Annotated in this window: 15 protein-coding genes; 8 read left to right on the top strand and 7 right to left on the bottom strand. The window is 58.1% G+C overall.

Annotation, left to right across the window (positions count from 1 at the left end):
* Window position 1: 1 nt before the first annotated feature.
* Both N6P30_RS10440 and ppsA read right to left on the bottom strand, forming a co-directional pair.
* Window positions 2-1,402 carry an MFS transporter gene (locus N6P30_RS10440; RefSeq protein ID WP_023292663.1) on the bottom strand — a complete coding sequence of 467 codons (1,401 nt, stop codon included), beginning with the start codon at window positions 1,400-1,402 and terminating at the stop codon, window positions 2-4.
* Window positions 1,403-1,636: 234 nt separating this feature from the next.
* Window positions 1,637-4,015, bottom strand: coding sequence for a phosphoenolpyruvate synthase (ppsA, locus tag N6P30_RS10445; RefSeq protein WP_023292664.1), 2,379 nt, complete (start codon window positions 4,013-4,015; stop codon window positions 1,637-1,639).
* 335 nt (window positions 4,016-4,350) lie between these two features.
* On the opposite strand from ppsA, the gene ppsR reads away from it, so the two are divergent.
* The 8 genes from ppsR (at window position 4,351) to N6P30_RS10485 (ending at window position 12,463) form a co-directional block, all read left to right on the top strand.
* Entirely contained in the window at window positions 4,351-5,184 is an 834-nt protein-coding gene (gene ppsR / locus N6P30_RS10450; RefSeq protein ID WP_008500644.1) for a posphoenolpyruvate synthetase regulatory kinase/phosphorylase PpsR, read from the top strand.
* 152 nt (window positions 5,185-5,336) lie between these two features.
* Window positions 5,337-6,383, top strand: a complete 1,047-nt coding sequence (gene aroH, locus N6P30_RS10455; protein WP_008500645.1) for a 3-deoxy-7-phosphoheptulonate synthase AroH — start codon at window positions 5,337-5,339, stop codon at window positions 6,381-6,383.
* A 196-nt stretch (window positions 6,384-6,579) separates the two neighbouring features.
* Window positions 6,580-6,762 (top strand): hemin uptake protein HemP, encoded by a 183-nt coding sequence (gene hemP, locus N6P30_RS10460; protein ID WP_021241095.1) that lies wholly within the window; start codon window positions 6,580-6,582, stop codon window positions 6,760-6,762.
* Between the two features lie 72 nt (window positions 6,763-6,834).
* Window positions 6,835-8,817, top strand: a complete 1,983-nt coding sequence (locus N6P30_RS10465; RefSeq protein ID WP_023292665.1) for a TonB-dependent hemoglobin/transferrin/lactoferrin family receptor — start codon at window positions 6,835-6,837, stop codon at window positions 8,815-8,817.
* A gap of 35 nt (window positions 8,818-8,852) precedes the next feature.
* Window positions 8,853-9,881 (top strand): hemin-degrading factor, encoded by a 1,029-nt coding sequence (locus tag N6P30_RS10470; RefSeq protein ID WP_023292666.1) that lies wholly within the window; start codon window positions 8,853-8,855, stop codon window positions 9,879-9,881.
* Window positions 9,878-10,699: a hemin ABC transporter substrate-binding protein gene (locus N6P30_RS10475; protein ID WP_023292667.1), complete on the top strand. Its 822-nt coding sequence runs from the start codon at window positions 9,878-9,880 to the stop codon at window positions 10,697-10,699. The genes N6P30_RS10470 and N6P30_RS10475 overlap by 4 nt, the downstream gene beginning before the upstream one ends.
* Window positions 10,699-11,691, top strand: coding sequence for a FecCD family ABC transporter permease (locus N6P30_RS10480; RefSeq protein ID WP_023292668.1), 993 nt, complete (start codon window positions 10,699-10,701; stop codon window positions 11,689-11,691). The genes N6P30_RS10475 and N6P30_RS10480 overlap by 1 nt, the downstream gene beginning before the upstream one ends.
* Window positions 11,684-12,463, top strand: a complete 780-nt coding sequence (locus N6P30_RS10485) for a heme ABC transporter ATP-binding protein (protein WP_023292669.1) — start codon at window positions 11,684-11,686, stop codon at window positions 12,461-12,463. The genes N6P30_RS10480 and N6P30_RS10485 overlap by 8 nt, the downstream gene beginning before the upstream one ends.
* A 38-nt stretch (window positions 12,464-12,501) precedes the next feature.
* Here the strand turns inward: N6P30_RS10485 and selO are convergent, their stop codons facing one another.
* The 5 genes from selO to N6P30_RS10510 form a co-directional block, all read right to left on the bottom strand.
* Entirely contained in the window at window positions 12,502-13,944 is a 1,443-nt protein-coding gene (selO, locus tag N6P30_RS10490) for a protein adenylyltransferase SelO (RefSeq protein ID WP_023292670.1), read from the bottom strand.
* 61 nt (window positions 13,945-14,005) lie between these two features.
* Window positions 14,006-14,722: an EAL domain-containing protein gene (locus N6P30_RS10495; RefSeq protein WP_008500649.1), complete on the bottom strand. Its 717-nt coding sequence runs from the start codon at window positions 14,720-14,722 to the stop codon at window positions 14,006-14,008.
* 293 nt (window positions 14,723-15,015) lie between these two features.
* Entirely contained in the window at window positions 15,016-15,480 is a 465-nt protein-coding gene (locus N6P30_RS10500) for an NlpC/P60 family protein (protein WP_008500650.1), read from the bottom strand.
* A 74-nt stretch (window positions 15,481-15,554) separates the two neighbouring features.
* The gene (gene btuD, locus N6P30_RS10505; RefSeq protein WP_008500651.1) at window positions 15,555-16,310 is read right to left on the bottom strand and encodes a vitamin B12 ABC transporter ATP-binding protein BtuD; all 756 of its coding nucleotides are present in this window, start codon (window positions 16,308-16,310) and stop codon (window positions 15,555-15,557) included.
* Window positions 16,310-16,861, bottom strand: a complete 552-nt coding sequence (locus tag N6P30_RS10510) for a glutathione peroxidase (protein ID WP_023292671.1) — start codon at window positions 16,859-16,861, stop codon at window positions 16,310-16,312. The genes btuD and N6P30_RS10510 overlap by 1 nt, the downstream gene beginning before the upstream one ends.
* Window positions 16,862-16,878: the final 17 nt, after the last annotated feature.

The raw sequence follows: 16,878 nt of genomic DNA on the forward strand, positions 1-16,878 counted from the left end.
TTTACTCCTGTAGTGCGGAAGGGGTTGCCGGGCTGAGCGGCCCTGCTTCGGGTCTCACCTCACGCTTGCTGGCCAGCTCCCGGGCGATGGAATCCACCAGCCGACTGTTAAGCTTGTAGATTGAAAGCAGCGCGACCATGCAGAGGAACAGCGCGCAAGGGATAAGGGTGAACAGGGCGTTGATCGTAGAGAGCACGTGCGGCGCCTGGGCTGCCTGTCCCGGGGCGTAATCCACCATGCCAAGCACCCAGCCGACGACCGCCCCACCCAGCGCCAGCCCAAATTTGATGGCAAACAGCGCGGTAGAGAAAACCAGCCCGTCCAGGCGGCGGCCGCTGCGATGCTCTTCGTAATCGACCACATCGGAGAACATGGTCCACTGCAGCGGCGTGGTGAGGTTTTGCACAAAGCTAAAGACAATGTTGAGGCCAAAAATCAGCCACACCTGCGAAGGCGGCAGGAAGAAAATCAGCGCCCCGAAAATGACGAAGGAAATAATGGTCCACTGGTAGGCGCGCACGCGGTCAAATTTCCCCAGCAGCCGTTCAGATAATAGTGCGCCGCTTAAGGAGGCGACCATTCCGGAAACAATAAAGGCAAAAACCAGTTCCGGGCGCAACAGCACGTAGTTCACGTAATACATGGTGGCGGAACCGCGCGTTACCACCGCCGTTAACAGCAAAATATTAAACAGGAAAACAATGCGCCACTGGCTGTTTCCGGCCAGCAGTTTTAAATCGGTGAGCATCGAGCCGGAAGTATCACTGCGCGGAGAATAACGCTCGCGGGTCATCAGGAAGCAGCAGAAAAACAGCACAATGCCCAGCAGCCCCATCAGGCTCATGGCGTAGAAATAGCCTTTCTGCACGTTGCCCTGGCCTAACAGTGAGACCAGCGGCAGGGCAATCACCGTCACAATCAACCCGCCGATAAACGACAGGCCAAAGCGCCACGACTGCAGGGAGTGACGCTCGCGCGGATCCAGCGTCAGCGCACCGGGCATGGCGCAGTAAGGCACGTTAATCGCGGAGTAAATCAGGCTTAAGATCGCGTAGGTCAGGCAGGCATAAACGATTTTCGCCGTCGGCCCCACGTCCGGTACATAGAAGGTGATGAGGCAGCTTACGCCAAACGGAATGGCGAACCACAGCAGCCAGGGACGGAAACGGCCGTGGCGCGTTTGAGTGCGATCCACCAGCGCGCCAATGCACGGGTCGACAAACGCATCGACCACGCGCACCACTAAAAACATGGTGCCCATGATTGCAGCGGGCAGTCCAAAAACGTCCGTATAGAAATAGGCGAGAAATAACGTTGCCGTTTGCCAGACCAGCGCGCTGGCCATATCACCTAAGCCATAACCTATTTTATCTTTGGTACGCAATACAGAGGAGAGTGTCATTGTTATTTGCCTTTTTATCAGGTTAAAACGTATTTCAACCAGTTGCGCATCATCAGAAAGGAAATGCGCATGTAAGGCTCAAGTATTAGCAACGGTTTGCGCGCTAACAATTGTCTAAATTGACAGGCAAATTATGATATTTGGTTTTTTACTTTATTTGTGATGGGGAGCATATTCGGGCGGAAATAAAAAAGGCGAGGAATAATATCCTCGCCTTTTCGGGTCAGCGTGGCGTTACTTGTTCAGTTCCGCCAGGCTCAGCCAGGTTTGCACCACGGTGTCCGGGTTCAGGGACAGGCTATCGATCCCCTCCTCCATCAGCCAGGCGGCAAAGTCTTCATGGTCGGATGGCCCCTGACCACAAATCCCGACGTATTTGCCCTGCTTCTTCGCCGCGCGGATGGACAGGGAGAGCAATGCTTTCACCGCCTCGTTGCGCTCGTCGAACAGCTCGGAGACCACGCCAGAGTCGCGGTCAAGACCCAGCGTCAGCTGCGTCATGTCGTTCGAGCCGATAGAGAAGCCGTCGAAGTGCTCCAGGAACTGCTCGGCCAGCAGGGCGTTGGACGGGATTTCGCACATCATGATGATCTTCAGCCCGTTCTCGCCGCGCTTCAGACCCTGACGCGCCAGCTCGTCAACAACCGCTTTCGCCTGATCCACGGTACGCACAAACGGGATCATGATTTCGACGTTGGTCAGCCCCATGTCGTTGCGCACGCGCTTCACCGCATCACATTCCAGCGCGAAGCAGTCGCGGAAGCTGTCGGACACGTAGCGTCCGGCCCCGCGGAAGCCCAACATCGGGTTCTCTTCTTCCGGCTCGTAGCGCTCGCCGCCGACCAGGTTGGCGTATTCGTTAGACTTAAAGTCAGACAGACGCACAATCACGCGTTTCGGATAGAAAGCGGCACCCAGCGTCGCGATCCCTTCGGTCAGACGGCCGACGTAGAACTCTTTCGGCGAGTCGTAGCCTTTCATCATCTCGCGGATTTCGTTCTGCAGCTTCGGCTCCTGGTCGTCAAACTCCAGCAGCGCACGCGGGTGAACGCCGATCATACGGTTGATGATAAATTCCAGACGCGCCAGGCCTACGCCTTCGTTCGGCAGGCAGGCGAAGTCGAACGCGCGGTCCGGGTTACCGACGTTCATCATGATCTTCAGCGGCAGATCCGGCATGGTATCCACGCTGGAGCTCTTCACGCTGAAGTCGAGAATATCGGCATACACGTAGCCGGTATCACCTTCGGCACAGGAGACGGTCACGTTCTGTCCGTCCTTCATGCGCTCGGTAGCATCACCGCAGCCGACAACCGCAGGAATCCCCAGCTCGCGGGCGATGATCGCCGCGTGGCAGGTACGGCCGCCGCGGTTGGTAACGATAGCCGCCGCTTTCTTCATGATCGGTTCCCAGTCCGGGTCGGTCATGTCGGTCACCAGCACGTCGCCTGGCTCAATGCGGTTCATCTCGCTGATGTCGTGGATCACCTTCACCGGACCGGCACCGATGCGGTGACCGATAGCACGGCCTTCCGCTACGATTTTGCCCTGGGCGTGCAGCGTGTAACGCTCCATCACCTGACCGCGTGAGCGAACGGTTTCCGGGCGCGCCTGCACGATAAACAGCTTGCCGGTGTTCCCGTCTTTCGCCCATTCGATATCCATCGGACGGCCGTAGTGTTTTTCAATCTGCACCGCCTGCTTCGCCAGCTCCTGCACTTCGGCGTCGGTCAGGGAGAAGCGGTCGCGCTGCTCCTGCGGTACATCTTCAATTTTGACCTGCTTGCCATGCTCCTGGGTCGGGGCATAGATCATGCGGATTTTTTTCGAGCCCATGGTGCGGCGCACCACCGCCGGACGGCCAGCGGCCAGCGTAGGCTTGTGAACGTAGAATTCGTCAGGGTTTACCGCACCCTGCACGACCATCTCACCCAGCCCCCAAGCGGAGGTGATGAACACCACCTGGTCGAAGCCGGATTCGGTATCAATGGAGAACATCACGCCGGATGAGCCCACGTCCGAGCGCACCATGCGCTGTACGCCAGCGGAGAGCGCCACGCCGCGATGGTCGTAGCCCTGGTGCACGCGATAGGAGATGGCGCGGTCGTTGAACAGGGAAGCAAACACGTGCTTCACCGCCACCAGCACCGCATCGTAACCCTGGACGTTCAGGAAGGTTTCCTGCTGCCCGGCAAACGAGGCGTCCGGCATGTCTTCTGCGGTGGCAGAGGAGCGCACAGCAAAGGAGGCCTGCGCGTCATCAGCGGAGAGCTGGTTGTACGCGTCGTGAATGGCTTTTTCCAGTTCCGGCTGGAAAGGTGTGTCGATGATCCACTGGCGGATCTGCGCCCCGGCTTTCGCAAGCTCGGTCACGTCATCAATATCCGTTTTATCCAGCAGGTCGTAAATGCGCTGGTTAACACCGCTCTGGTCTAAAAACAGGTTAAAGGCATCGGCGGTGGTGGCAAACCCGTTCGGTACGGAGACACCCATACCCGACAGGTTTGTAATCATTTCACCCAGGGAGGCATTTTTGCCCCCAACTCTGTCTACATCATTCATGCCGAGTTGGTTATACCAAAGCACCAGCGGTGACGAGCCATTGTTGGACATCGAAACAATCCTTTTGTGATATTTGATCGGAGTAAGAAACACCTGACTACGTATTTATACTGGCATAATTATTTCCGCTAAAAAAACGGTGAATCGTGTAAGCAATTTAAATTTTCAACTTTTCGGATACTTTCCCATCAACGATTAACCCGATGATTCCTCTATATTCAGCCAGAAACCCCAAAAATAAAGTCGCTATTTGAAAAATGAAATCCACTTTTCAGGAAAATCAAAAACAGCGTTTCATTCATAATTAGGATAAGTTCTTTGCTGTGTAAATTACTTTTTTAATTTATGCTTTCAGACAATTACGTCTGATATTCAGGGTGGGTAAAATGGATAGTGCTGTCGATCGTCACGTTTTTTATATTTCTGATGGTACGGCGATCACCGCCGAGGTGCTGGGCCACGCGGTGATGTCGCAGTTTCCCGTATCGATCAACAGCATTACGCTGCCGTTTGTCGAAAATGAGAGCCGCGCCAAAGCGGTGAAGGACCAGATCGACGCCATTTACCAGCAGACCGGCGTCCGCCCGCTGGTGTTCTACTCCATCGTGATCCCCGAGATCCGCGCCATCATTCTGCAGAGTGAAGGCTTCTGCCAGGATATCGTGCAGGCGCTGGTGGCTCCGCTGCAAAGCGAGCTGAAGCTCGACCCAACGCCTATCGCCCACCGTACCCACGGGCTGAACCCCGGCAACCTGACCAAGTACGATGCCCGTATCGCCGCCATTGACTATACCCTCGCGCACGACGACGGCATCTCGCTGCGTAATCTCGACCAGGCGCAGGTGATCCTGCTTGGCGTGTCGCGCTGCGGCAAAACGCCGACCAGCCTCTACCTGGCGATGCAGTTCGGCATTCGCGCCGCCAACTACCCGTTCATCGCTGACGATATGGATAACCTGGTGCTGCCCGCCGCCCTGAAGCCGCTGCAGCACAAGCTGTTCGGGCTGACCATTAATCCGGAGCGCCTTGCCGCCATCCGCGAAGAACGCCGCGAGAACAGCCGCTACGCCTCCATGCGCCAGTGCCGGATGGAGGTCTCCGAAGTGGAAGCCCTGTACCGCAAAAATCAGATCCCGTGGCTGAACAGCACCAACTACTCTGTGGAAGAAATTGCCACCAAAATTCTCGACATCATGGGGCTTAATCGCCGCATGTACTAATATGCTAGTACATTAGCTCAGATTCAGGTATCATCATCGGCAACCACGGGGCGGTATCGCCCCGAACTTGAAATCAGCAGGGATTGGTTTAAGGTGATGCCCATCACTTCCCGGTAGTCTGCCGATGAAGCAAAAATTTTCTGAGACATTCCATGAATAAAACCGATGAACTCCGCACTGCGCGCATTGACAGCCTGGTCACGCCGGCTGAACTGGCCCAGCGGCATCCTGTTTCCGCGGCCGTTGCGGAACACGTGACGGCCTCCCGCCGCCGCATTGAAAAAATCCTCAATGGTGAAGACAAGCGTCTTCTGGTAGTGATTGGTCCCTGCTCCATCCACGATCTGGATGCCGCGATGGATTATGCAAAACGGCTTCAGGGCCTGCGGGATAAGTATCAGCACCGCCTTGAGATTGTGATGCGAACCTACTTTGAAAAACCGCGGACCGTGGTGGGCTGGAAAGGACTGATTTCCGACCCTGACCTCAACGGCAGCTATCGCGTGAACCACGGCATCGAGCTGGCGCGGAAGCTGCTTTTGCAGGTCAACGAGCTGGGCGTGCCGACCGCCACCGAGTTCCTTGATATGGTGACCGGGCAGTTTATCGCCGATCTGATCAGCTGGGGCGCGATTGGCGCACGCACCACCGAGAGCCAAATCCACCGCGAGATGGCCTCCGCCCTCTCCTGTCCGGTCGGCTTTAAAAACGGGACCGACGGCAACACCCGTATTGCGGTTGATGCCATCCGCGCGGCCCGTGCCAGCCACATGTTCCTGTCGCCGGACAAGAGCGGTCACATGACCATCTACCAGACCAGCGGTAACCCGTACGGGCATATCATCATGCGCGGCGGGAAGAAGCCCAATTATCATGCACAAGATATTGCTGCGGCCTGTGAAACGCTGGCGGAATTCGACCTGCCGGAACATCTGGTGGTGGACTTCAGCCACGGCAACTGCCAGAAGCAGCATCGCCGCCAGCTGGACGTCTGCGATGAGATCTGCCAGCAGATCCGCAGCGGTTCAACCGCCGTTGCAGGGATTATGGCGGAGAGCTTTATCAAAGAAGGCACGCAGAAAATCGTTGCTGGCCAGCAGATGGTATACGGCCAGTCGATAACCGACCCGTGCCTGAGCTGGGAAGACAGCGAGCTGCTGCTGGAGAAGCTGGCTGCAGCCGTAGACACGCGCTTTTAACATCCTGCCGGGTGGCGCTGCGCTTACCCGGCCTACGATTCTTGCCGTTGTAGGCCCGGTAAGGCGAAGCCGCCACCGGGCTTTTCATTGCACAATATTGATCCTCTCACCCTTTTTTCACAAAAACGCTTGCCGTAAATTTGCAGTTTATTGATAATGATTATCATTGTTACATTGATTGTTATTTATAAACATTATGTCACGTACGGATAACAGCGCGGCAACGCCAGCAAAAACAGACACAGCACCAGCCCCTACCGAGCGTCGGATTGACAGCAAAACCCTGCTCGGCGATGCGGGGCGGGTCATTATCGAGCATGACGGCCAGCGCTATCTGCTGCGCCAGACCCATGCCGGAAAACTGATCCTCACAAAATAAACCAAAAACTTCGCCAGCCACCCAGGTGATCCCCAGGCAGCCAGCGCTTTCGATTCTTTATGGAGAGTTGCTATGCCACACCTGCCTTCCGCGTCTTTACGCCCGTCACTTCTGGCGCTGGCGATTGTCAGCACCCTGCCGGGCGTCGCGTTTGCTGCCGCAGATGAAATGACCGTCACCGCCACGGGCAACGCCCGCAGCGCCTTTGAAGCCCCCATGATGGTGAGCGTGATTGACGCCAGCGCGCCGGAGAAACAAACCGCCAGCTCGGCGGCTGACCTGCTGCGTAACGTTCCCGGCCTGACGCTGGACGGCACCGGGCGCACCAACGGGCAGGACGTGAACCTGCGCGGCTACGATCGTCGCGGCGTGCTGGTGCTGGTTGACGGCGTGCGTCAGGGCACCGACACCGGCCACCTGAACAGCACGTTCCTCGATCCGGCGCTGATTAAACGTATCGAAGTGGTTCGCGGCCCGTCGGCCCTGCTGTACGGCAGCGGCGCGCTGGGCGGCGTGATTTCCTATGACACCGTCGATGCAAAAGACCTGCTGGAAACGGGTAAAAACAGCGGTTATCGTGTGTTTGGTACGGGGGCGACAGGCGATCACAGTCTTGGCATGGGGGCCAGCGCCTATGGCCGCACCGACACGCTGGACGGTCTGGTGGCCTGGTCCAGCCGGGATCGCGGTGATATCCGCCAGAGCGACGGAGCAACCGCCCCTAACGACGAGTCCATCAATAACATGCTGGCGAAAGGCAGCTGGAAAATCGACCCGGCCCAGACCCTGAGCGGCGCCCTGCGCTACTACAACAACGATGCGCAGGAACCAAAAAACCCGCAAACCACCGGGGCGGACAGCAGTAACCCGATGACCGATCGCTCCACCATCCAGCGTGACGCGCAGGTGGGCTACCGCATCGCCCCGGAAGGTAACGACTGGCTGAACGCCGACGCGAAGGTCTACTGGTCCGAAGCGCGCATTAATGCCCAGAATATCGACAACAGCGGTGAGTTCCGCAAGCAAACCACCAAAGGCGGCAAGGTGGAAAACCGCACCCGCCTGTTCAGCGACACTTTAGCAGCACATCTGCTGACCTACGGTGGGGAATACTACCGTCAGGAGCAGCATCCGGGCGGCGCGACCACCGGCTTCCCGGAGGCGAAAATCGACTTCAGCTCCGGCTGGCTGCAGGATGAGATCACCCTGCGCGATCTGCCGGTCACCCTCCTGGGCGGTACGCGCTATGACAACTACCGCGGCAGCAGCAATGGCTACGACGACGTGGATGCCGATAAATGGTCCTCCCGCGCCGGGTTGACCGTCAGCCCGACTGACTGGCTGATGCTGTTTGGCTCATACGCGCAGGCGTTCCGCGCGCCCACCATGGGCGAGATGTACAACGACGCCAAACACTTCTCTATTGGCCGCTTCTATACCAACTACTGGGTGCCAAACCCGAACCTGCGCCCGGAAACCAACGAAACGCAGGAGTTTGGGTTCGGTCTGCGCTTTGACGATCTGCTGCTTGCTAACGATGCGCTGGAGTTTAAAGCCAGCTATTTCGATACCAAAGCCAAAGACTATATCTCCACCACCGTCAATTTTGCCGCCGCGACCACCATGTCTTATAACGTTCCGAACGCCAAAATCTGGGGCTGGGACATGATGGCAAAATACTCTGCCGACCTCTTCAACCTCGACCTGGCCTATAACCGCACGCGCGGGAAAGACACCGATACGGGCGAGTACATCTCCAGCATCAACCCGGATACCGTCACCAGCAAGCTGGACATTCCGGTGGCGCAGAGCGGTTTTTCCGTCGGCTGGATTGGCACCTTTGTCGATCGCTCAACGCATATCAGCAGCAGCTACAGCAAGCAGCCGGGCTACGCGGTCAATGACTTCTACGTCAGCTATAAGGGCCAGGAGCAGCTCAAAGGCGTGACCACGACGCTGGTGCTCGGCAACGCCTTTGACAAAGAATACTGGTCACCTCAGGGCATTCCGCAGGACGGCCGTAACGGCAAGATTTTCGTAAGCTATCAGTGGTAATTCCCGTCGGGGCAACTCTTCAGAAGGATAAGAAAATGAATCACTACACGCGCTGGCTTGAGCTGAAAGAAGACAATCCGGGTAAGTACGCGCGCGACATCGCAGGGTTAATGAATATCAGCGAAGCAGAGTTGACCTTTGCCCGCGTGGGTCACGACGCCTGGCGACTGCGCGGTGAGATCCGCGAGATCCTGGGCGCGCTGGAGGCGGTGGGCGAAACCAAATGCATCTGCCGCAACAACTACGCCGTTCACGAGCAGGTCGGAAGCTTCACCAACCAGCACCTGAACGGCCATGCCGGGCTGGTGCTGAACCCGCGCGCGCTGGATCTGCGCCTGTTCCTCAACCAGTGGGCAAGCGCGTTTCACATCAGTGAAGCCACCGCCCGCGGCGAGCGGCAGAGCATTCAGTTCTTCGACCACCAGGGCGATGCCCTGCTGAAGGTCTACGCCACGGATAACACCGACGTTTCCGCCTGGGGCGACGTGCTGACTCGCTTTATCATTGCCGATAATCCATCGCTGGCGTTGAAGAAGCCCGATATGCCTGCTCACGCGGAAAATGCGCAAGCTGCGCTCGTGGACAACGAGTGGCGCGCCATGACCGACGTGCACCAGTTCTTCAGCCTGCTGAAACGCCATAACCTCAGCCGCCAGCAGGCGTTTCGCCTGGTGGGGGACGATCTGGCCTGTCGGGTAGAGAACAGCGAGCTGGCGCAACTGCTGGAGACGGCGCGCCGGGACGGCAATGAAATCATGGTCTTCGTCGGCAACCGCGGCTGCGTACAGATTTTCACCGGCGTGGTGGAAAAGTTGGCGCCGATGAAAGGCTGGCTGAACATCTTCAACTCAACCTTTACCCTGCACCTGCTTGAAGACGCCATTGCGGAGACGTGGGTTACCCGCAAACCAACCGCTGACGGGCATGTCACCAGCCTGGAGCTGTTTGCCGCCGACGGGACGCAAATCGCCCAGCTGTACGGCCAGCGCACCGAAGGCGAGCCGGAGCAAAGCCAGTGGCGCAGCCAGATAGACGCCCTGACGGCGAAAGGGCTGGCCGCATGAAACGGTGGCTTGTCCTGTTCAGCGCCCTGCCCCTGCTGGCGTTTGCTGCGCCGCAGGAGAAAATCGTCACGCTCGGCGGCGACGTCACCGAGATTGTCTACGCCCTCGGCGCGTCGTCTTCCCTGGTGGCCCGCGACAGCACCAGCCAGTGGCCGCAGGCGGCGAACGTGCTGCCGGACGTGGGCTATCTGCGTCAGCTCAACGCGGAAGGGATCTTGTCCATGCGCCCCACGCTGGTGCTGGCCAGTGCCCAGGCGCAGCCCTCCCTGGCGCTAAAGCAGGTTGAGCAAAGCCACGTCCGGGTTATCACGGTTCCAGCCGCTAACGATTTGAGCGTCATTGACGACAAGGTGCGGATCGTGGCGGAAGCGACGCACCGCGAAGCCGAGGGGAATGCCCTGCGCGGCAAGCTGCGTCAGGCGCTGTCAACCCTGCCCACATCGCCGCTCAACAAGCGGGTGCTGTTTATTCTCAACCACGGCGGGATGACCGCGATGGCTGCCGGACAACAGACCGGCGCGGACGCGGCCATTCGCGCGGCGGGGCTGCAGAATGCGATGCAGGGGTTCACCCGCTATCAGCCGCTGTCTCAGGAAGGGATGATTGCCAGCCGGCCCGATCTGGTGGTGATTTCGCAGGACGGCATCAACGCCCTGGGTGGCGAAGCGAAACTCTGGACGCTGCCCGGGCTGGCGCAAACCCCGGCAGGACGCAATAAGCAGGTGCTGGCGATTGATGATATGGCGCTGCTGGGCTTTAGCGTGCGAACGCCGGAAGCCATCCGGCAGCTGCGTACAAAAGCGGAGCAACTGCCCTGATGTCCCGGCGAGTCGCCCTGTCATTGTGGATGCTGGCTGCGCTGCTGGTCGTCACGACGCTGACGGCCAGCGGTATTGGCGCGCTGCGCCTGCCAATCAGCCTGCTTTGGAACGGCACCGACGAGTCCCTGCGTCAGATCTGGCTGACGATCCGCCTGCCACGCGTGCTGCTGGCGCTGGCGATCGGCGGTTCACTGGCGCTCGCGGGCTGCGTGATGCAGGGGCTGTTCCGCAACCCGCTGGCGGACCCGGGCCTGCTCGGCATCAGCAGCGGCGCGGCACTTGCCGTCGCGCTGTGGATGGTGCTTCCGCTCTCGCTGCCTGCACTGGTGATGCTGTATGCCCCGATGATAGCGGCGTTTCTCGGCGCGCTGGCCGCCACCTTCGTGATTTTCCTGCTCAGCCGTCAGCGTGACGCTTCCCTGTCGCGCCTGCTGCTGGTGGGCATTGCCATCAACGCCCTGTGCGGTGCGGCCGTCGGCGTGCTGTCATGGCTCAGCAATGATGCCCAGCTTCGCCAGCTTTCGCTCTGGGGAATGGGCAGCCTTGGCCAGGCGCAGTGGTCGACGCTGCTGGCCGTCGCGTCGCTGATGATCCCCACCGTGCTGGTTATCTGGCGCCTGGCAGGGCCCCTCAACCTGCTGCAGCTGGGCGACGAAGAGGCGCACTATCTCGGCGTGGAGGTGGCCGCCGTGCAGCGGATCCTGCTGCTGTGCAGCGCCCTGCTGGTGGCTGCCGCCGTTGCGATCAGCGGCGTGATCGGTTTTGTTGGCCTGGTGGTGCCGCACCTGGTGCGCATGTGGCTGGGAGCCGACCATCGGGCCACGCTCCCCGGCTCGGTGCTGGCCGGTGCGCTGCTCCTGCTGATGGCCGACACGCTGGCGCGCAGCGTGGTCGCTCCGGCGGAAATGCCGGTTGGCTTATTGACCAGCCTTCTCGGCGCGCCGTGGTTCCTGTGGCTGATCTTTCGTCGTGGAGGTACGCATGGCTGAACGCTATTGTGCAGAAAACCTTGTTTTTCGCGCCGGGCAACGCACGCTGATTAACGACGTGTCGCTGACCTTATCTCAGGGCGAGCTGGTGGCGTTGATTGGCCCCAACGGCGCCGGGAAATCGACGCTGTTGCGACTGCTTACCGGCTATCTTAAACCTGCTGGGGGACGGTGCAGCCTGGCGGGCACACCGCTTGCGGCCTGGCAACCGGAAAGGCTCTCCCGCTACCGGGCGGTGATGCGCCAGAGCACGCAGCTCGGATTTGACTGGCCGGTTGAGGCGGTGGTCGGTATGGGGCGTGCGCCCTGGACCCGCACGCCAGAAGCGTCGGTGATCGAGGAGGTGATGGCCATCACCGGCTGTTTACCACTGGCGGGCAGGCAGTTTGCCGCGCTCTCAGGCGGCGAGCAGCAGCGCGTTCAGCTCGCCCGCGCGCTGGCTCAGCTCTGGTGCGACGGGGCGCCGCGCGGCTGGCTGTTTCTTGATGAACCGACGTCCGCGCTGGATCTCTATCACCAGCAGCATCTGCTGCGCCTGCTGAAATCCCTGACCAGCCGGGGACATCTGCACGTGTGCGCGGTGCTGCACGACCTCAACCTGGCAGCGCTGTGGGCGGATCGCATCCTGCTCCTGCACAGCGGCAGGATCGTGTCCCAGGGAGAGCCGGAAACCGTTTTGCAGGCCGATGCGCTGGCGCGCTGGTACGGCGCACAGGTTCACGTCGGCAGGCATCCCGCTCACGCCGTGCCGCAGGTGTTTCTCGTCCCCTGACCGGGCCGGATTCTGACGACGCCGACTCCGGCCAGACACTAGCTTGAGCAACTGACCTCCAGCCGCTTGCCCCACTCAGGCGGGCGGCTGACGTAATCATCATCCCGGTCGGCAAACGGCGTGCGCAACGCCACGTGCAGACGGTGTAACTCGTCGTACTCGCCCTGCTCGGCCTGCTCAATCGCCCGCTGCGCCAGCCAGTTGCGCAACACCATCGCAGGGTTCGTAGCGTTCATCTGCGCCTGGCGGGTCGCATCATCCACCTGCTCCTGCTGCAGCCGCGCGCGGTACGATGCAAACCAGTCGTCAAACGCCTGTCTGTCAATAAACTCATCGCGCAGCGGCGAGGCGGCACTGTGCTGCTCCGTCTGGCCCAGCATCCGGAAGGTGCACGTGTAATCGCTGCCCTCGCGCGCCATCAGGGCAAACAGGCCATTGAGGATGTCGTTATCGCCCTTCTCCTGCGTGACTAGCCCCAGCTTGTTGCGCATCAGCGAGCCATACTCTCGCAGTAAGATCTCCTGATAGCTGTCGAGCGCATCATTGAGGGCATCAACGTCGATGAACGGCGACAGGGTTTGCGCAAGCCGCTGCAGGTTCCACAGGCCCACCGCGGGCTGATTGTCAAAACTGTAGCGCCCCTGATAGTCGGAGTGGTTACAGATGTACCCTGGCTGATAATCATCCAGGAAACCAAACGGACCGTAGTCAAAGGTCAACCCGAGAAGCGACATGTTGTCCGTATTCATGACGCCATGGGCAAAACCTACCGTTTGCCAGCGAGCAATCAGGGCTGCGGTACGGGCCACCACGTCCCTGAACCAGAGAACGTATTGATCCGCGTCGTCCTGCAAATGCGCCCAGTGGTGACGAATGGCAAAGTCAGCCAGCTGGCGCACCTTGTCCGGCTCGCGGCGATAGTAAAAGTGTTCAAAATGACCGAAGCGCAGATGGCTTTGCGCAATGCGCATCAGCATTGCGCCCTTTTCCACGGTTTCGCGCGCAACCGGCGTGTCGCTGGTCACGATCGACAGCGCACGGGTGGTGGGGATACCCAGGGCATGCATCGCTTCGGAGCCCAGGCATTCGCGAATCGTTGAACGCAGAACCGCACGCCCGTCGCCCATCCGCGAATAGGGCGTCAGGCCCGCACCTTTCAGGTGCCAGTCAACCGTCTCCCCGTTGGGAAGCTGTTGTTCACCGAGCAGGATCCCCCTGCCGTCGCCCAGTTGCCCAGCCCAGACGCCAAACTGATGCCCGCTATAGACCTGAGCAAGGGGTTGCATACCGGCGAGCAGCGTTTCGCCTCCCCAGACGCCAGCGCTTCCTGAATGCTGAAACAGCTCAGGCGGAATGGCCAGCTCTTCTGCCAGCCGATCGTTATGCCAGATAAGGCGTGAATTTTGTAACGGTGTGGGTTTGAGTGCGGTATAAAATCCCGGCAACTCGTCATGCCAGTGAGCAGTAAAAGACAGGGTCATAAGTCCTCCTGCTTTTAGTGTAGAGGGTTTACCCGGACTTAAACACGGGCGAAAGCAAGGGTTATCGCTGCTGAACCAGCGTAGTGACGTGTTCCGCCGAGACGGCAGGCCAGAGTGTTCCCTGCATGGCGCCAAAATTAAAGGACAACACGCGCTGCAACAGACCGTGGTCGTCAATGCCCGAGACAATCACAGACTGGCAGTGCGGCGTGATTTGCCAGAGGATGGCGCGCATAAATGGCTCAAAAGAGAGCTCTGAAGCACGCTGCTGAATGAAGCCTTTATCGAGAATAACCCGTTTAAATAATCCATCATACACCGCTTTGAGCGATGCAGCGCCTGCACCAAAGTTTGCCAGCACCAATGGGAAATGGATTGCCATTCTCGCCAGCTGAAGATCGTCCTTTCCGTTATTTAAACCTGGATAATTCTCATTAACAGTAAACTCAAGAAACGGATAACGCTCAAGAATTGAAACAGCGTTTCCATTACTTAATAAAAATTCAACTATTGCAGGTGTAATATTGATCCATGCAATTAACTGATGCTGAATAAAAAACAGTTTGCAGGTATCAAGCAATTGCAGTTTTTCGTTAAACAGCGCTAACTCTTCAGCCGCTGAAAGTCGTGGGATAACAAGCTCAGTGGGGATCCGCACATCGCTGTCGACGCCAGTAAAGTTAACCAGAATTTCTAAACCTTTAAGCTCCCCTGCGCTATTACGGGCAGGCAAAAGCAGCAGTTCAGACTGGTAAGCATTATCTAGCGTAATTATCATTGCACTCGCCCCGCATTAAAGATGAGAGAGGACATCCTGGAGCAATTGCCGACACAATTCCACTGTCTTGATTTTAATAAGATTAATTTCATTAGTTCCGTATTAATTTTCAGATTTTTCCCTGAATCTAAAATAATCTTATCCTGGTTGCAAAATAATAGCCAGTTTTAGATAAAACAGATACATGAGGGATTCGCTAATTTTAGGTAAATTTAACTTTAATCATCTTATTTGAGAAAAAACGGCATGTTTATTCGCTACCATGCCGTCATAAGAGAGGTATACGACGAAGATTATATACGTCGTGCCTGCCAGAAATTTTTACGCCAGTAAACATTATCAAGAGAAGAGCGCATCACGCCGCGGCTCGTCGAGGCGTGAATGAACTGGTTGTCAGTATCATAAATGCCCACATGAAGTCCGCTTTCCCCCGATCCGGTTTTGAAGAAAACCAGGTCCCCGGGCAGGAGGTCGTCTTTATCAATTTCCGTGCCGATTTCTGCCTGTTTACGCGTTTCACGCGGCAGCTGTAAATCAAACTTGTCGCGAAACGTCATCAGAACGAAGCCGGAGCAATCTACACCGCCACGGCTCATGCCGCCGTAGCGATAAGGCGTGCCGCGCCAGTTGCTCAGCTGATCGTTGAGGCTGGCAATGACGGTGATCGAATCTGAAAGCCGTGGGTTAGGCGGCGGTGCACGATGGCTACTGCATCCCGCAAGAAAAAGTGCGGCCATCAGGAGAAACCAGAATCGCATTTTCAGACGAATCCTCTGCTTTTTTTGTTCTTTTCGTAATTTAGCGTGCAATTGTGCTCGCAGGCAAGAAACGCTTACTCCTGCCCGGTCGAAATCAGCATCTTATGGCCCTCAATATCCAGCCTGCGGAACGACATGTTGTACGCGCGGGCAAGATTGGGCGGCGTAAGAACCTGATCCCGCGTACCGCTGGCGATCATCTTCCCCTGCGACAGCAGCCACACCCGGTGGGCATGACGCAAGGTGTGGTTGAGGTCATGACTGCTCATCACCACGGCGATGCCTTTTCGGCTGAGCGCACTTAGCAGGGTATCCAGGGCCGCCTGCTGCGCCACATCCAGACCGCTCATCGGTTCATCGAGAAGCAGCATCCGCCCATGAGGATTACCGGCCGGGTGGATCTGAACAATGACAGCCGCCAGACGCACCCGCTGCCATTCGCCGCCGGATAGCTGGCTGACATGCCGGGAGAGTTTATCCTCCAGCCCCAGCGCCGCGGCCACGTCCGTCAGCAGTGCCGTAGAATGTTTGTCGTGCAAATGCAGCATCAGATAGTGCCAGACCGGCATCGCAAAGGGGGGCACCTGCTGCTGCACGAGATAGCTGCGCCGATGCGCCAGCGAGACCGGCGACCACTCGGCCAGCGTATGCTCCAGCAACATTATCTGCCCTTCTCCGGCAGTCATGCCTGCCATCCGTGCCAGCAGCGTGCTCTTTCCTGCGCCGTTTGGCCCGACAAGATGCAGGATTTCTCCCGCATTGACGGCGCCGGTTATCGGCTCCAGACGTCCCTTCTCGGCAACGTCCGTGAGCTGCATCAGCAGCGACATTATTTCGCCAGCGCCAGCTTGATCGATTCCATAACGATCGGATCTTCAGGGGTCATATCCGGTGAAAAACGCTGTACGACCTGGCCGTCGCGACCTATCAGGAATTTTTCAAAGTTCCACAGAATATCGTCCGGATAAAGCGGCGCGCGGCCTTTGCTGGCCATGCGTTCATAAAAACCGCTGCCTTCCGGCGCGACGGCTTTGGGTGCGGCAGCGATCAGCTTCGCATACAGCGGGTGGCGATCTTCACCGTTGACATCGATTTTGCTGAACAGCGGGAACGTTACGCCGTAGGTAGTGCTGCAGAAGGTTTTAATCTCCTCTTCGCTGCCCGGCTCCTGCCCCAGAAACTTGTTGCAGGGGAAGCCCAGCACGGTAAAACCGTCTTTCTCCCAGGCCTTCTGAATGTTTTCCAGCTGCTCGTACTGCGGCGTCAGGCCGCATTTGGATGCCACGTTGACGATCAGCAACACATTGCCTTTGTAGCCTTCCAGCGTGGTTTTATCGCCATCAATGGTGGTCACTTCAGTATTCAGGATATCTGACTGCATAGCATTTCCTCAGGTTG

The organism is Enterobacter sp. PL1, assembly GCF_945957325.1.
In the GTDB taxonomy this organism is placed as follows: Bacteria; Pseudomonadota; Gammaproteobacteria; order Enterobacterales; family Enterobacteriaceae; genus Enterobacter; species Enterobacter roggenkampii.

Coding starts and splice junctions, on each gene's coding strand:
- N6P30_RS10440 (WP_023292663.1), bottom strand. CDS start 1,402: ATGACACTCTCCTCTGTATTGCGTACCAAAGATAAAATAGGTTATGGC.
- ppsA (WP_023292664.1), bottom strand. CDS start 4,015: ATGTCCAACAATGGCTCGTCACCGCTGGTGCTTTGGTATAACCAACTC.
- ppsR (WP_008500644.1), top strand. CDS start 4,351: ATGGATAGTGCTGTCGATCGTCACGTTTTTTATATTTCTGATGGTACG.
- aroH (WP_008500645.1), top strand. CDS start 5,337: ATGAATAAAACCGATGAACTCCGCACTGCGCGCATTGACAGCCTGGTC.
- hemP (WP_021241095.1), top strand. CDS start 6,580: ATGTCACGTACGGATAACAGCGCGGCAACGCCAGCAAAAACAGACACA.
- N6P30_RS10465 (WP_023292665.1), top strand. CDS start 6,835: ATGCCACACCTGCCTTCCGCGTCTTTACGCCCGTCACTTCTGGCGCTG.
- N6P30_RS10470 (WP_023292666.1), top strand. CDS start 8,853: ATGAATCACTACACGCGCTGGCTTGAGCTGAAAGAAGACAATCCGGGT.
- N6P30_RS10475 (WP_023292667.1), top strand. CDS start 9,878: ATGAAACGGTGGCTTGTCCTGTTCAGCGCCCTGCCCCTGCTGGCGTTT.
- N6P30_RS10480 (WP_023292668.1), top strand. CDS start 10,699: ATGTCCCGGCGAGTCGCCCTGTCATTGTGGATGCTGGCTGCGCTGCTG.
- N6P30_RS10485 (WP_023292669.1), top strand. CDS start 11,684: ATGGCTGAACGCTATTGTGCAGAAAACCTTGTTTTTCGCGCCGGGCAA.
- selO (WP_023292670.1), bottom strand. CDS start 13,944: ATGACCCTGTCTTTTACTGCTCACTGGCATGACGAGTTGCCGGGATTT.
- N6P30_RS10495 (WP_008500649.1), bottom strand. CDS start 14,722: ATGATAATTACGCTAGATAATGCTTACCAGTCTGAACTGCTGCTTTTG.
- N6P30_RS10500 (WP_008500650.1), bottom strand. CDS start 15,480: ATGCGATTCTGGTTTCTCCTGATGGCCGCACTTTTTCTTGCGGGATGC.
- btuD (WP_008500651.1), bottom strand. CDS start 16,310: ATGTCGCTGCTGATGCAGCTCACGGACGTTGCCGAGAAGGGACGTCTG.
- N6P30_RS10510 (WP_023292671.1), bottom strand. CDS start 16,861: ATGCAGTCAGATATCCTGAATACTGAAGTGACCACCATTGATGGCGAT.